The sequence below is a fragment of the Paenibacillus sp. NPDC058898 genome (genome assembly GCF_049316025.1).
Taxonomy (GTDB): Bacteria; Bacillota; Bacilli; order Paenibacillales; family Paenibacillaceae; genus Paenibacillus_AQ.
Genome location: NZ_JBMOSM010000006.1, coordinates 1 through 14,133 on the forward strand (window position 1 = coordinate 1; position 14,133 = coordinate 14,133).

The 14,133-nt window shown below is 50.8% G+C and carries 11 protein-coding genes and 1 rRNA gene; 10 read left to right on the forward strand and 2 right to left on the reverse strand.

Annotated features, from left to right (window positions below):
• Positions 1–114 precede the first annotated feature (114 nt).
• Positions 115–231 (forward strand): 5S ribosomal RNA (gene rrf, locus ACOZB4_RS17325).
• Positions 232–398: 167 nt separating this feature from the next.
• Here rrf and ACOZB4_RS17330 read toward each other — a convergent pair.
• Both ACOZB4_RS17330 and ACOZB4_RS17335 read right to left on the reverse strand, forming a co-directional pair.
• Positions 399–1,271, reverse strand: coding sequence for a hypothetical protein (locus tag ACOZB4_RS17330; protein ID WP_379406712.1), 873 nt, complete (start codon positions 1,269–1,271; stop codon positions 399–401).
• 157 nt (positions 1,272–1,428) lie between these two features.
• Entirely contained in the window at positions 1,429–2,334 is a 906-nt protein-coding gene (locus tag ACOZB4_RS17335) for a LysR family transcriptional regulator (RefSeq protein WP_379406713.1), read from the reverse strand.
• 173 nt (positions 2,335–2,507) lie between these two features.
• Here ACOZB4_RS17335 and ACOZB4_RS17340 point away from each other — a divergent pair, with 173 nt between their 5' ends.
• From ACOZB4_RS17340 to ACOZB4_RS17380, 9 genes are all read left to right on the forward strand, one after another.
• Positions 2,508–3,545 carry an ABC transporter ATP-binding protein gene (locus ACOZB4_RS17340; protein ID WP_379406714.1) on the forward strand — a complete coding sequence of 346 codons (1,038 nt, stop codon included), beginning with the start codon at positions 2,508–2,510 and terminating at the stop codon, positions 3,543–3,545.
• Between the two features lie 22 nt (positions 3,546–3,567).
• Entirely contained in the window at positions 3,568–4,635 is a 1,068-nt protein-coding gene (locus tag ACOZB4_RS17345; RefSeq protein WP_076325645.1) for an ABC transporter substrate-binding protein, read from the forward strand.
• 86 nt (positions 4,636–4,721) lie between these two features.
• Positions 4,722–6,365, forward strand: coding sequence for an ABC transporter permease (locus tag ACOZB4_RS17350; protein WP_379406853.1), 1,644 nt, complete (start codon positions 4,722–4,724; stop codon positions 6,363–6,365).
• Positions 6,362–7,672 carry an MBL fold metallo-hydrolase gene (locus ACOZB4_RS17355; protein WP_379406715.1) on the forward strand — a complete coding sequence of 437 codons (1,311 nt, stop codon included), beginning with the start codon at positions 6,362–6,364 and terminating at the stop codon, positions 7,670–7,672. Before ACOZB4_RS17350 ends, ACOZB4_RS17355 begins: the two co-directional genes overlap by 4 nt.
• Positions 7,673–7,847: 175 nt before the next feature.
• Complete coding sequence (locus ACOZB4_RS17360; RefSeq protein WP_179090724.1) at positions 7,848–8,828, forward strand: ketoacyl-ACP synthase III; 981 nt, start codon at positions 7,848–7,850, stop codon at positions 8,826–8,828.
• 211 nt (positions 8,829–9,039) lie between these two features.
• On the forward strand, positions 9,040–10,392 hold the full coding sequence (locus ACOZB4_RS17365) for an ABC transporter substrate-binding protein (protein ID WP_379406716.1): 1,353 nt from the start codon (positions 9,040–9,042) through the stop codon (positions 10,390–10,392).
• A gap of 115 nt (positions 10,393–10,507) precedes the next feature.
• Positions 10,508–11,464 carry a carbohydrate ABC transporter permease gene (locus ACOZB4_RS17370; RefSeq protein WP_098741984.1) on the forward strand — a complete coding sequence of 319 codons (957 nt, stop codon included), beginning with the start codon at positions 10,508–10,510 and terminating at the stop codon, positions 11,462–11,464.
• Positions 11,461–12,324 (forward strand): carbohydrate ABC transporter permease, encoded by an 864-nt coding sequence (locus ACOZB4_RS17375; RefSeq protein ID WP_379406717.1) that lies wholly within the window; start codon positions 11,461–11,463, stop codon positions 12,322–12,324. The genes ACOZB4_RS17370 and ACOZB4_RS17375 overlap by 4 nt, the downstream gene beginning before the upstream one ends.
• 80 nt (positions 12,325–12,404) lie before the next feature.
• The gene (locus tag ACOZB4_RS17380; protein ID WP_379406718.1) at positions 12,405–14,126 is read left to right on the forward strand and encodes a cache domain-containing sensor histidine kinase; all 1,722 of its coding nucleotides are present in this window, start codon (positions 12,405–12,407) and stop codon (positions 14,124–14,126) included.
• The last annotated feature ends 7 nt before the right edge of the window (positions 14,127–14,133 follow it).

The following is a 14,133-nucleotide window of genomic DNA, read 5'->3' on the forward strand; positions in this document are numbered from 1 at the left end:
AGCAATGCATGGAGCTGACCAATACTAATCGGTCGAGGGCTTATCCAAAACATATTTCAATGTGCTGCAAATTCGTTTCGTATCTAGTTTTCAGGTGATCAAGCATCTGAACCGTTTGGTGGCGATGGCGGAAGGGTTCCACGCGTTCCCATACCGAACACGACCGTTAAGCCTTCCAGCGCCGATGGTACTTGGACCGAAGGGTCCCGGGAGAGTAGGACGTCGCCAAGCGAACAACCATAAAGACCGTTATCGAGTAATCGATAGCGGTCTTTTTTGTTATCCCCCGCACGAACTCGTGAAAAGAATCATGAAGCATCAGAAAGAAGGGCACCCACATAGCGGGTGCCCTTCTTTTCTTTACCTTAATATCTTTTTTTATCTTAAATATCTTTATCTTAGTATCTTTCCAATATCAGCTGTGTCTTCAAGCCATCCATAGGAAGAAGCCAACCGTTAGACTCTAGGGTGTTCATTAGCTCTGATCGGAGTTGGGAAGCAACCGAGACATCGGACGTTTTAAAAGAGATTTCGATCAGATTCTCGGTTCCTGTGCCGTCTGCATTGCGGATCGGCCAAACTTCGAGGCTCATTTTCTGGCCTTTCCATGATCCTTCATAGCGGTAGAACGTCAGCGGTCCATGAATACGGGACTGTGTGAGCTTTTGTTGACCCCAATTCGGAGAGGACCATTTTTTGAGCTTACCCGGTAGTTTGTCCAGCAGTAAAGCCAAAGCGTCTTGATCGGATGGAAGTGTTGTGCCGGTTGTATTCGTGCTTACTTTCTTGGTGTTGGAGAAGCTAAGTGTTTGTTTGCCATAGCCCCAATCAATCTCGGCCTCGTAATTGTCATCCGAAGCATCAAAGCCTTCCTGGTTTGCCAAGCTGAGCGCCGCGTTAATATCTCCATTCACGATGGGATACCGTTTCTTATAGGTAAGCTCGTAGTTATCTTTATCCTCTTTTTTGCGAAAACGGACGTTCCAGCCTTCGGCATCCAGTTCCAGGTTGTCCGTATCATAATAAGCAACACCGATTGCTTGGGGAACAGAGGCTATTCCGAATGCTTGAATGACTTCGCTCCGCAGGCTCCCACCGGATTCCAGCACGGTTTCGGGTTTGGCAAGGAACTTCACTTCATACGAAGGCACGGCATTGGCGGCGGCCGAAACCTCCGACTGGAGACCGGTTAGTCCACTTCCTAAAGTCGCGAAACCTACCATGAAAGACAACGTCAGCTGTTTCCATTTTCTCAACACAATCACTCCCATAAGCTGGATTTAGGTACACAGCTTACTTTAAACGCTGAATAATTGTGAGTTGTTAACGGGGGAGGGCGATTGTATCAAATGTTTATAGAATTATTGAATAGCAGCATACATTTTTTGTTAATCCATCCACATAGCTTACAGAATATACTCACCTAGATCACAGGACCTGCTCCAATTGTTTGCCCACTTCACGCAAAACCTCTTGAAAACGCTGAATTTGGACGGAAGGAAGACGTTCCTTATTATGGACGCTGAATATGTGCCGGGATGCTCGATGGCCGGGAATCGGCATAACGTGCAGTAAACCTTGCTGCTGCTCCCGTTGTACCGCCATCGGTGACATAAAGGAAACATGGTCCCCCAACAACACAAGTTGCTTGATCGCTTCCAGCGAGTCCAGCTTTACGGGACTCCGCATATGCAAACCATGCTGCTCCAGCCACAGGTCGGTCAGCTGCCTTGTGCTGGATTCGGTTCCATGCAAGGCGAAGGGAGTGCGAATGATCTGCTCGGGCTGCAGCGAATCCGTTTTGGCTAGCGGATGGTCAGGCGAACATATTAGGGCCAGATCATCTTTGCACAAGGACTCGGCCTGCAGACTGGACCCCGTAAAGGGTTCGGATGAAATAATGCCCAGATCAATCTGGTGCCTCGCTAGCATCTCACGGATAACCGGAGAAGGTTTGACGGATAAGGAGATCCGTATGCCGGGAAACTCACGGGCAAAGGTATTCAATATCGCGGGCAGCAGATAGGTGGCAGGGACATAACTGGCTCCAATGTGCAGCGTTCCCCGATATAAGCTGTCGTATTCGCGGACGACCCGCTCCGACTCCTTGGCAAGCGCGTTTATTTTTACCGCATAATGCAGCAGAGCTTGTCCAGCCTCGGTGAGAAATGTTTTTCCGCTTCGGGACTCAAACAGCCGGACTTGCAGTTCTTCTTCTAGTGACTTCATATGAAAAGTAACTGTTGGCTGCTTAATGCCAAGTATTTCTGCCACGCTGGTCATATGATGATGGCGGTCGATCAGCTCCACAATTTGCAGCTTCATCAGATTCATTCGTATATCGCTCCCTTGATGATTTCTTATTTATGCTCTCTATATAGATTTAATCTATGAGTATCAACAGAATTCAAACAAAAAGTTAATTCTGAGTTTACATTAGTCTAATACAACGCTTAAACGTAACCCTTACACTGGAAATAGCTTAAGAAGACAGGTTGGGATCGAAAGTGGATATTGAAATCAGGGGCATTCAAAAATCGTTTCAGGGTACACCCGCGTTACTTCCTACCGATTTAAAACTGCGTCATGGTCAATTCACCACATTGCTCGGGCCGTCAGGCTGCGGCAAAACGACACTGCTGCGGATGATCGCCGGGCTGGAACAGCCGGACGGAGGAGAAATCTATGCGGAAGACCGGTGTATCTACTCCGTGCACAAGAAGATTGACGTTCCGGCGCACAAACGCAACTTCGGGATGGTATTTCAGGATTTTGCCCTCTGGCCGCATATGACGGTATACGAGAACGTTGCTTTCGGATTAAAAGCGGCCAAGCTTAAGACGGATCTCAGGCAAAAAGTAACCGAAGCGTTGGCTTTGGTCCGTTTAGAAGGAATGGAAGATCGTTATCCGCATCAGCTGTCCGGTGGACAACAGCAGCGGGTTGCATTTGCCAGAGCAGTAGCGATCCGTCCGGCTCTAGTACTGTTCGATGAGCCTCTGAGTGCGCTGGATGCGGTGCTTAGGGAGGAAATGCGGATCGAAATGATGTCGCTTGTGAAGGATATGGGGTTGACTGCCCTTTATGTCACACACGATCAGGTGGAAGCCATGTCGATGTCGGATGAAATTGTGGTCATGCGGAAAGGGGAAGTCCTGCAGCGTGGAACCCCGGAGATGATATATGAAACACCCAGTCATCCCTTTGTGGCTTCGTTTATCGGCAAGTCCAATTGGTTGACGGTCGATCACTCCATGGTGAGGCCGGAGCATGTGAGCTGGAGCAGGACAAGCACGGAGGAAGCATGCTATCAGGCAACCGTGCTAAGCGTGAGCTATGTAGGCGAGCGATACGAAATTCACTTACAGGTGGATGGTTTGGACAAATGGACCGCTTACCTGGACAAGAGAATTCCGGTCGGAGAACGCGTGAATCTGTACGTGTCTCTGCATACGATCTGCCAGATGGGTGAAGGAACAAGTCATGATAAGAACGTGAGCATGCAACAGAATATAGCAAAACGCACACCTGCTGCTGCAGGCTAAGATGAAGGGGAGTTGGGGAGAAATGAGTCAATTGAAGTTCCGGAAAAAAAGCGCGGTACTGTTGTTGGCATCGGTTATGAGCCTAAGTCTGTTTGGATGCGGCAGTACGCCGAATGGGGATTCAGCTACTAAGCCGGCACAGGATACAGGCAAGCAAACTGCATCGGGGAGTGCGCAAGCCGGAGGTAAGCTCGTCCTTTACAGCGCTGGCCCTCAAAAGCTTGCCGACAATATCGTGAGCGGTTTTGAAGCTAAGACCGGAGTGAAGGTAGAGATGTTCCAAGGCACAACGGGCAAAATTTTGGCACGGATGGAAGCGGAAAAATCGAATCCGGTCGCGGATGTTGTCATTCTGGCCTCCCTCCCATCCGCACAGGCGCTCAAGGCGGATGGTCTGACATTGCCTTATCCTGAAGCTGCCAATGCGGACAAGCTGAATAAGGATTGGTCCGACGCGGAAGGAAACTATTTCAGCACAAGCGCATCGGCGCTCGGGATTGTATACAACACCAATCTGGTCTCTGCGCCGCCTCAAAGCTGGGCGGACTTAGGCTTGCCAGAGTGGAAGGATGCGGTCAATATTCCGGATCCGACGCTGTCGGGATCGGCGCTGGATTTTATCACGGGCTATTTGAGCGTGAAGGGCGACGCAGGCTGGAAACTGTTCGAGGATTATAAAGCCAATGGGACTGCTATGGCAGGAGCGAACCAGGAAGCGCTGGACCCTGTGATCACCGGTGCCAAGAGTTTGGTTGCTGCAGGCGTGGATTATATGGCTTATTCGGCTAAAGCCAAAGGCGAGCCGCTTGACATTGTATACCCGGAGGAAGGAACTGTCGTGAGTCCGAGACCGGCTGCGATTTTGAAATCCAGTCCGAACGTAGATAATGCCAAGGCTTTCATCGACTACTTGCTGTCTGACGAAGCGCAGAAACTGGTGGCGGATGCCTATCTGATTCCGGGTCGTGAGGATGTGGAGGCCGAAGGCCGGACCAATCTGAAAGATATTCCGGTGTTTAAAGTGGATTGGGCTTGGATGAATGACCATGGGGACGAGACGGCAGCACGTTTTTCCGAAGTATTCAAGTAAGTGCATAAGAGGAACCACAGGAAGGCAATGTGAGGTGAACCGCAGTGAGACCTGTCATCATGGACAGTCAGCGATTTTTAAGGAAAATGGGCGTTGTTCTCGCCCTTTTTCTTCTCATTATAGGCATTGGTGTGCCATTGCTGCTTATTTTCTGGCAAAGTGTATACCCGGATCAGCACTTCGATTGGCTGGCGCCGATACGAACGATAGCCGGTCATGAGCTGTCCGGTATTTTGCTGCAAACCATCTGGCTAGGGGTATGCGTGGTGGCAGGATCGACACTGTTTGCGCTGCCGCTTGCCTGGATGATGGCCAAAACCCGGTTGGGACAGCATCGGTGGGTGGACGTGATCTTGATGATTCCGTTCATGACCCCGCCGTATATCGGTTCGATGGGCTGGATTCTATTTATGCAAAAGGGCGGATATTTACAGCAGTGGCTGCCGGGAGCAGCGAGGTGGAGTGATTCCTTCTTCAGCTTCGGAGGCATGGTGCTGATCATGAGTCTGCACTTGTTCCCGTTTCTATACCTGCTGCTGCGGGACGCTCTGATCCGCATCGGCGGTAATCTTGAGGAGGCCGGAGCGGTTCACGGCGCAAGCGCAGGATACCGGTTTAGAAGAATCATAATGCCGTTGCTGTTATCCTCTTACGGCATGGGTGCGATGCTGGTGTTCGTAAAAACCATTGCGGAATTCGGCACGCCGGCAACGTTTGGTCGCCGCATCGGCTATTATGTGATGACCTCGGAAATCCACAAATATATTTCTAGCTGGCCCATCGATTTCGGTAAAGCGACCTCGCTGGCATCAGTCCTGCTGTCGGTTTGTCTGGTGATGTGGTACATGCAGTCTACGATCAGCCGGAGGTTTACCTACCGTCTTGTCGGCGGCAAAGGTCAGCGCTCCAAAAGATATTCGCTGCGCGGCAGCAAAGGCGCCGTCTGCGCTTTATACATCGGTTTGCTGCTGATATTGTCTGTCGGCATTCCTTATTTTTCAATCATTGCGGCATCCCTGATGAAGCTCCGCGGAGCCGGATTGTCCTTAGATAATCTGACGCTTGATCATTACAAGGAATTGCTGTCCTGGGGATCGGTCAGCCAGAAAGCGATTAGTAACAGTCTGGGTCTGTCGCTTGCAGCATCTACGGTTGCTGTTCTACTCGGTACCGGTTTTGCCCTAACGATCGGTAAGTCCCAGGCACGGATGCAGCGGGTCATCGATCTGTTAAGTCTTTTGCCGAATACGGTCCCCGGCATTGTGATGGTGGTCGGTTTGATCCTGCTCTGGAATGCACCATGGATGCCGGTTACGCTCTACAATACCTATGGGATGGTGGTGTTGACGTACGTCGTGCTGTTCCTCCCATACACGGTGCAATATGTGAAGGCCAGCTTTACGCAGATTGACGGTACCCTGTTTCAGGCGGGGCAGGTATTTGGAGGCGGTCCTCTGCTTATATTGCGGCGGATTCTGCTGCCGCTGATTATGCCCGGCATGCTGGCAGGATGGATCATGACCTTCACGATTGCGTCACGGGAGCTGGTCGGGTCACTGCTCATTTTGCCTCCATCGATGCAGACATCAGCTACATATATCTTTGCGCAGTTTGAGCAGGGACAGGTGTCTCTCGGGATGGCGATGGCCGTCGTCTCCGTCGGTATGACGGTGCTGCTGTTACTGCTGGTCGAAGCTATGAATTCTAAAAGAAAGTGGAATGCATCATGATGAAACTGACGGTGTGGGGCGGTGCAGGCGAGCATGGCCGTTCCGCCTATTTACTAAGTGGCAGCCAGGTTCATTTACTCCTGGATTGTGGCGTCAAGAAGGAAGGATCGGGAGACTATCCCATGATCCAGCAAGAACAGGTGCCGAAGCTGGATGCCGTGTTTCTATCGCATGCCCATGAGGATCACTCGGTGGCGATTCCGCTCCTGTACCGGCTTGGCTATCAAGGAGAGGTGTGGACCACCCGTGAGACGGCAGCGCAGTTAACGACCTACTTTGCCTCTTGGAGAGAGTACACGACAAGGGCAGGCGTAGAGCTTCCTTATATGGAGGAGGATCAGCTGGCGATCCGCTACCGGTACCTGGAGGAAGAGGCTGAGAAGTTGACATGGTTTGAAGCGCTTCCCGGCGTAGAGGTCATGTGGGGGCGAAGCGGACATATGGTGGGGGCTGTCTGGTTTTTGGTACAGGCTGAAGGAAAACGGATCTTTTATTCAGGAGACTATACATCCGAATCGCTGCTGCTTGAGGATGACAGCCCTGCGCTGGTAGACAAGCCCTCTTCCATGCTGCTGGATCTGGCTATCGTGGATGCGGCGTACGGGACCGACGCTAATTCACAGGCCGATAAACTGAAGCAATTGGAACAAAAGATTGAGAGCACGCTGCAAACCGGCGGGAAGGTATTATTACCGGTGCCGGCTGCCGGCCGAGGGCAGGAAATGATCCTATGGGCATACAGGAACTGGGGAAACGTGCCGATCGTGATCGAAGCGCCGCTGATCGAGGGGATGAAGCGACTGCTCGAGCGTTCGGAGTGGCTTCGCAGCCAGGAATCGGATCAAGGAATGAGAGATCAGCTGGAGTTATTACTGAATCGGAACGATTGGATCATACCGGCTAGCGAGGTAGAACGCGAGTCCTTGCTCCAGAAGCACGGGGCATCGCTATGGTTCGTAACCGATGGGATGATGCAGTCGAATCTTGCGCAGTGGTATTATAGCCAGATGTCCAGCGATACCCGGAATCTGGTCCTGCTCACGGGTCATGTTTCCCAGGGGACTTTTGGACATCGTCTCCTTCAACATCCGGCGTCATACGGTGCCTGCTCAGTAACAAAAATCAGGTATAAGGTACACCAGGGCCTGACGGACGTGCGCCAGATGATAACCGGCGTTCCGGCACTGCATACCGTACTCGTCCATGCAGACAAACGAGAAACGGACCGGTTACGAGCCCGTCTGACAGAGGAAGCACCGAACCTTCACATTTATTCCATGTCGGTCGGTGAGGAAGTCTATTTCTAGTCGTGCTTAGAGAACCTTTATCGCTTTCGCGATAAAGGTTTTTTTGTGGAATGGCTGTTATGTGTTTAGATGTAGGTGAAGTTGGTGAAGGCTGTAATGAACATATATAAAAATAAATTAGTACCAAGTACTAGTACTTGGTGATATAATAGATATAAACTTGGAGGTGTGAATGATGAGCCAATCAAAGTCAAGAATTACGGCAATCGGGACCTATGTTCCTGAACGGATATTAACCAATACGGATTTAGAGAAGATGGTTGAAACGAGTGATGAGTGGATTGTCCAGCGAACAGGCATGCGGGAACGCCGGATTGCCGCCCCACACGAGTACGTGTCGGATCTTGCCATTAAAGCTGTGGAGGATATGGTTGATCGGTACGGCGTTACCGTGCAGGATGCGGATATGATTCTTGTGGCCACAAGCACTCCGGAGTATTCTTTTCCAAGTACAGCCTCCCGGGTGCAATCGAAGCTGGGCATTGCGAGCACGGGTGCGCTGGATCTGAATGCCGCCTGTGCGGGATTTGTATATGCGCTCCAGATGGCTGACGGATTAATATCCGGGGGAGCCTACCGTAAGATCCTGGTTATCGGGGCGGAAACCTTATCGAAGATTACGGATTACACCGACCGGACGACATGCGTATTGTTTGGGGACGGCGCCGGTGCCGTATTGCTGGAGAAAGATGAGGATTCGCCAAGTGTCATAGCGTCTGTATCGGGAACCTTTGGCGAAGGCGGCATTCATCTGTATAAAACAGCGCTCTCCGAGCAAATGGACGGCACGGAATTAAAGAGCGGCTGTCTTGTTCAAAATGGCCGGGAAATTTATAAGTGGGCCATTCGGAACATTCCGGACGGCGTTCGCGCTCTTTTGGCTAAAGGGGGCATGACCCCAGCCGAAGTGGATTGGTTTGTCCCGCATAGCGCCAATCTTCGCATGATCGAAGCGATTAACGAGCGGGGGCCATTTACAATGGACCGCACCTTAACCAGCGTCGAGTACCGCGGGAATACGTCGGCAGCCTCCATTCCGCTTGCACTTCAGCTGGCGGTGGATGAAGGACGGCTAAAAGCGGGAGACCACGTCTTACTCTACGGGTTTGGCGGGGGAATGACCTATGCCGGCTCCATCGTAAAATGGACGATATAAATTCGTTACATGAAAACGATGGAACATCATGAAATCTATAAGACCGCTATCGACATTCGATATGCGGTTTTTTTGTGCTGCAATTTTTGGATAAACGAACCTGAATCGTAATAAATTCAACTCAAATTCGAAAGTTTACCACCTCAAAATTTGGCGCCGCTTTCATTAGACTAAAGAAGAAAAATACGTTTCATGGAAGAGGGGTAGAACGATGAAAAGGTTTAAGTCATGGAGCATGCTGCTCCTGAGTATCATCATGGTGTTCACACTGGCCGCATGTGGAGGCGGAGGCGGTAACGGAAGCAGTACGGCTGAATCTCCGGGGGGAGGCAGCAGCAACGAAGAGACGGACAATATCAAAGAAGGAACCGAGTCCACAGAGAAAATCGAGCTCTCCTTCTGGTCGCTGGGAACGACCAACTATGAGGATCTGGCAAAGGAATATACGAAGGAGCATCCGAACATCACGTTCAAATTCCAGAATACGTCGGACCAAACCGCACATCACAACAATCTGACGACAGCGTTGTCCGCAGGTTCCGGCGCGCCTGACATTTTCCAATTAGAAATCGCCTTTATGGAGCGTTTTATCAACAACCAGGATAAATTCTACAATCTGTACGATCTTGGCGCCAAAGACTTAGAAGGCAACTACTTGGAGTGGAAATGGAAGCAGGCCACATCGGTTGACGGCTCCTTCCAACTCGGTCTGCCTACAGACATCGGTCCTACGGTCGTATATTACCGTACGGATCTGGCTGAGCAAGCCGGATTGCCGACGGATCCGGACGGGTTTAGCGCAGCGATTGATTCATGGGATAAATTCGCCAGCGTAGCCAAGGACTTCACAAGCAAAACAGGAAAACCGTTCGCGGACTTGACGGACCTGGTATATAACGGGGTGCGCGACCAGTCCCCGGATCAAATCTACTTCAACAAAGAGGACGGCTCCTTTATCGGAGATACGAATCCGCAAGTGAGAAAAGCTTACGACTTTACGGTAAAAGGAATTCAGGAAGGCTGGATCGGCAACTGGATACTGTGGTCTCCTGAATGGCAAAAAGCGATTAATGATGGAGACTTTGGCGTCATGCTCGGCCCGGCTTGGATTGCCGGCACGATCCGCAATGCCAAGGATACCGCAGGCAAATGGCAGATTGCCCAGCTTCCTGAAGGAGCAGGCAACTGGGGCGGTTCGTTCCTGACCTTGCCGAAGGAAGGCAAGCATTCTAAGGAAGCCTACGAATTTATCTCGTGGGTGCTCAACAAGGAGAATCAGCTAAAATCGTTCAAGGACAGCGGCTTGTTCCCATCTATCCCGGCGGTTTACAGCGAGCCTTCATTCACGGAGGAGAAGGATGAATTCTTCGGCGGCCAGGTCATTTCCGAAGCATATGCCAAATCGGCGGAACGCATCAAGCCGGTTTACTACGGACCGCTTCACGACCAGACCGACACGATTATCAAGAACGCGCTCAAAAACGTGCTGGAGAAAAAGGCCGACCCGCAAAAAGAATGGGAAAGCGCAATGAAACAAATCAAGACGCTGGTTGATCGCAGCTAGGAAAAGGATCATTCCTCGCTAGCCCGTTCAGCCCGTAATCCGTCCGAATCCGAGTAGGGAGGAAGCTCTCTTCGCTCGGATTCGGATTTATCCTTACCTACCTGGAGGTGCATTCATGGCAGACACAGCTACAGCAGAGTCACCGCAACCGGTGCCCCCGAGGCGGCGTTTGTTGACGGAGACCGTGCGAAGCCGGTTTACGGCGTATACGTTCATATCGCCTTTCTTCATCTTGTTCGCAATTTTTGGACTGTATCCGATTCTTTTTACCATCTATTTGTCCTTCTTCAAATGGGACGCGCTCGGACCGATGAAATACGTCGGCTTCAAGAACTACGAGTTGATTACAAGCGACCCGACCTTCTGGATCGCTTTTAGCAACACACTCATTATGGCTTTGATGGGAACCGTGCCGCAGCTGATTGTGGCATTATTTGTTGCGGTTATGCTGGGCTCGGCCTTGAACAAATTCAAGAACACATTCCGCATTCTGTATTTCATGCCGAACATCACCTCCATCGTTGCCGTGACGCTGGTGTTCAGTACGATGTTTGGCAACAACGGGATGGTTAACTGGATGCTGAACACCTTCGGCGCGGAAAGCGTACCGTTCAACTCCGGCTGGTGGGGTGTTAAAATCGCGATTTCGACCATGGTGATGTGGCGGTGGATGGGCTATAACGCCATTATTTTTCTGTCGGGTCTGCAGAGCATTCCGACCGATATTTATGAAGCGGCCAAAATCGACGGCGCCACCCGAGGCCAGCAGCTGCTCTATATCACGCTGCCGCTTCTTCGGCCATTCATTCTGTTCGTGACCTTGGTATCGACGATCGGCGCGCTCCAATTGTTTACGGAGCCATATGTATTCCTCGGTCAGTCCGGCACGGGCTCTACGCGTCAGGAAGGGGTAACGATGGTCACTTATCTGTATAATGAAGCATTTAAGAACGGATTTTTCGGTACGGCTGCGGCAACGGCGGTGCTTTTGTTTATCGCCACTATTCTGTTCTCGGTATTGAATATGATGGTGGGCCGCGAAGGTAAAGATACGGGAGGTAAAAAAGCATGAGCACAGTCGCCATAAGCCGGAAAAAACCGGATGAACCTGGTGTTGTCGCAAAATTCTTCTTCTACCTCTTCGTGATCCTTGGCGCGCTGGTCTCGATCTTCCCGTTCTACTGGATGTTTGTCGTGGCTACGAATGACAAGGATGCGGCATTTCATATTCCGCCGCTCCTTACGCCCGGAACGGAGTTTCTGGATAACTTCTCGCGCGTGCTGGAGCGAACGGATTTTTTCAGGGCGTTGATGAACTCGGTCGTTGTGTCTTCAGCCGTTACATTGTCCGTTGTGTTCCTCTGTACGCTTGCGGGTTATGCCTTTGCCAAGTATGAGTTTCCTTTGAAGAAGACGCTGTTTGTTTTTGTCATTGCCACGATGCTTGTGCCTGCTCAGCTGGGCGTGCTTCCACAGTACGTCATCATGGCCAAGTTGCACTGGATCGACAGCTACAAAGCGCTGATCGTGCCCGCCATGGTCAATGCCTTCGGCATTTTCTGGATGCGGCAGTACATTGCTTCTGCCGTTCATACCGAGCTGATCGAAGCGGGGCGGATTGATGGCGGCGGACATTTCCGGATTTTCTGGAACATAGCCATTCCTGTCGTAACACCGGCGATGGCTACACTGGGGATTCTGAATTTCATGAATGTGTGGAATGATTTCTTCTGGCCGCTCGTCGTATTGAAAAACAGAGAGAATTACACCATTCAAATTGCGCTGCAGCAATTGTTCACCAATAAAGACGGCCTTGATTTCGGAATGATCATGTCGGCCACCTTCACGGCGACGCTGCCGCTTCTCATTGTGTTTCTATTGTTCAGCCGCTATGTCATCGCGGGTCTGACATCAGGCGCGATAAAAAGTTAACATGCGGGGTGATGTCTTACAAGGAATGCGGACTGTCATGAAGAATAATAGACATAGTAGAGTGGAGGGAGGAAGGATCCATGAAACTCCGCCGAAAGATATTGCTCGCTATTATTCTTCTGGTCTTCATTCCGGTCATCGCGCTGGGCGGGGTATCCTATTACAGCTTTTCAGAAGCGATGGAGAAGAAGTCGAATGATTTCTACTGGATTTCGCTTCTGGAAACGGATCGGAAGCTGAAGTTCGCCTTGAATGAAATCACGACGATATCGAACTCGGCGATCACCCAGCAGTCGGTTCAGCAGATGTTGAAACAGCCGGAATACGCGGTTACCTACGAGCAGCGTCAGGAGATCAACAATTTGATCAATCATCCGATGATTGCGTCGTTTGCCTTTTATTCCAACGACCAATTGCTTTATCATACGAATGGCGGAATGGAGCTTCAGGAGCTGAGACAACAGGAATGGTATGAAGCGGTGGAGGAGGGGGAAGGGCGCCCTGTATGGGTCGGTCCCGGCGAGAACGGCTCTGCGGCATCCGGTTCTCCCGTTTTGATCCAATCCAGAGTCATTAAGGATTATTACTCGCTGGAGGATATTGGGACTGTCGTGATTTATGTGAAGCCGGATCTGCTCGATCAGGTATTCTGGGAGGCGGCAACGCTGAAGCAGGGAGATATTTTGCTGGTCAATAAGCAGGGTCGGATCGTATTCAGCAAGTCGGGCGGACATATCGGGGAGCGGACGGCGTTCCCGTTTCTGTCGGATGGCTATACGAATGGAAAAGGCTATTATATCGATCAATATGCCGATGAAAAATCGCTGATCACGTATTCTCCTTCGCATAATAAAGAATGGTTTCTGGTCGCTATCACGCCAAGCAAACTTATCTCGGCCGAATCGGTCTCGATTCGTAATCTGGCCTTGATTCTGGGATTGATCTCGCTCGTGTCGGCGTTTCTGTTCGACCGTTTTTTTGTGCGCAGAATGGTGCGCAGCATCATCAGTGCGGTTAACGGAATGAAGCGCGTCAAGCAGGGGATCTTCGTCCCGATCCCATCGCATAAAGTGGCGGAGGACGAGACGGATCTGTTAATTGACGGCTTTAACCGGATGAGCACGCAGATCCAGGAGCTGATCGGACAGGTCGAGACGGAACAAGCCCGGAAAAAGGAAGCGGAGCTGCAGGCGCTGGTCGCTCAAATCAATCCGCATTTTATATACAATTCATTGGAATCGATTAATTCGATGGCCGTGCTTCAGGGAAACAAGGATATCAGCAAGATGGTGGTCTCCCTTGGAAAGCTGCTTCGCATCAGCATCAGCGAGCATCATGAGCTCATACCGCTGAGTATGGAGCTGGAGCATGTCCAGCATTATATGCGGATACAGAAATTCCGGTTTGAAGAAAAGTTTGATTACGGCATAGAGCTTCCGAATGCGCTTAAGCACTACGTTACGCAAAAGCTGATTGTTCAGCCGATTGTTGAGAACGCTTTATATCACGGGATTGAGCCGATGGAGGAAAGCGGATTGATCTCGATCAGGGTGTCCGAAGACGGCGAGGATATCGTGATTGATGTGGAGGACAACGGTCCGGGTTTTGATCCGGAGACGCTGATCAAACTGTGGAATACGGACCAGGGACAACTGAAGAAGTATCGCGAGAATGGAGTCGGCCTGAAGAATGTGCATGAAAGGCTGCGGATCCGGTTTGGCAGTCGTTACGGATTGATGATCTGTTCCTCGCCCGGTTACGGCTCTTTGATACGAATCCGAATACCGAAAATACTGACATGACAGGGGG

What these genes read in the sequence shown, in the direction of transcription:
- ACOZB4_RS17335 (WP_379406713.1), bottom strand. Translation starts at nt 2,334, where the DNA reads ATGAATCTGATGAAGCTGCAAATTGTGGAGCTGATCGACCGCCATCAT.
- ACOZB4_RS17345 (WP_076325645.1), top strand. Translation starts at nt 3,568, where the DNA reads ATGAGTCAATTGAAGTTCCGGAAAAAAAGCGCGGTACTGTTGTTGGCA.
- ACOZB4_RS17365 (WP_379406716.1), top strand. Translation starts at nt 9,040, where the DNA reads ATGAAAAGGTTTAAGTCATGGAGCATGCTGCTCCTGAGTATCATCATG.
- ACOZB4_RS17350 (WP_379406853.1), top strand. Translation starts at nt 4,722, where the DNA reads ATGGGCGTTGTTCTCGCCCTTTTTCTTCTCATTATAGGCATTGGTGTG.
- ACOZB4_RS17355 (WP_379406715.1), top strand. Translation starts at nt 6,362, where the DNA reads ATGATGAAACTGACGGTGTGGGGCGGTGCAGGCGAGCATGGCCGTTCC.
- ACOZB4_RS17330 (WP_379406712.1), bottom strand. Translation starts at nt 1,271, where the DNA reads ATGGGAGTGATTGTGTTGAGAAAATGGAAACAGCTGACGTTGTCTTTC.
- ACOZB4_RS17375 (WP_379406717.1), top strand. Translation starts at nt 11,461, where the DNA reads ATGAGCACAGTCGCCATAAGCCGGAAAAAACCGGATGAACCTGGTGTT.
- ACOZB4_RS17380 (WP_379406718.1), top strand. Translation starts at nt 12,405, where the DNA reads ATGAAACTCCGCCGAAAGATATTGCTCGCTATTATTCTTCTGGTCTTC.
- ACOZB4_RS17370 (WP_098741984.1), top strand. Translation starts at nt 10,508, where the DNA reads ATGGCAGACACAGCTACAGCAGAGTCACCGCAACCGGTGCCCCCGAGG.
- ACOZB4_RS17360 (WP_179090724.1), top strand. Translation starts at nt 7,848, where the DNA reads ATGAGCCAATCAAAGTCAAGAATTACGGCAATCGGGACCTATGTTCCT.